Here is a 410-nt window from a genome sequence, read left to right as displayed (position 1 = left end):
CTTTGGCCATGGACCTGGCGGATCAGGTCAGCGAAGCAGCCGGGGATGTCGTTATCCTGCCCGTCGCCATCGATCCCGAGTCGCAGGGCATTGTCCTTGATCAGCTGCCGGATACGCTGATCCAGCTCGGCGCGGCTCTGCACCACGCCGGCAGCGAAGTCGAGCAGGATCACCGGATGGCGTTGGCGCCAATCCCATTGGTCATGGATGTGCAGGCCGTGAAACAGCGCCTCGTTGCCCTCGAACAGCTCCTTGAGCGTATCGACGAATAGGCTCTTGCCGAAGCGACGCGGACGCGAGAGAAAATAGGCCTTGCCTCGTTGTGCCAGCGCCTGGGCCGCGGCGGTTTTGTCGACGTAGCAATAGTCACCCTCGCGGATCTCGCGGAAGGTCTGGATGCCGATCGGGAG

At 62.7% G+C, this 410-nt stretch carries 1 protein-coding gene; it reads right to left on the bottom strand.

Annotated elements, in window-relative coordinates:
• The coding region (locus VBE63_RS31205; RefSeq protein WP_323686808.1) for an AAA family ATPase at nt 1-410 on the bottom strand (410 nt) is incomplete at both ends.

Origin of the sequence: Lamprobacter sp. (assembly GCF_034860625.1) — a bacterium.
In the GTDB taxonomy this organism is placed as follows: Bacteria; Pseudomonadota; Gammaproteobacteria; order Chromatiales; family Chromatiaceae; genus Lamprobacter.
The sequence above is the reverse complement of the archived record's forward strand: the minus strand, read 5'-3'. Positions and strand labels throughout refer to the sequence as shown.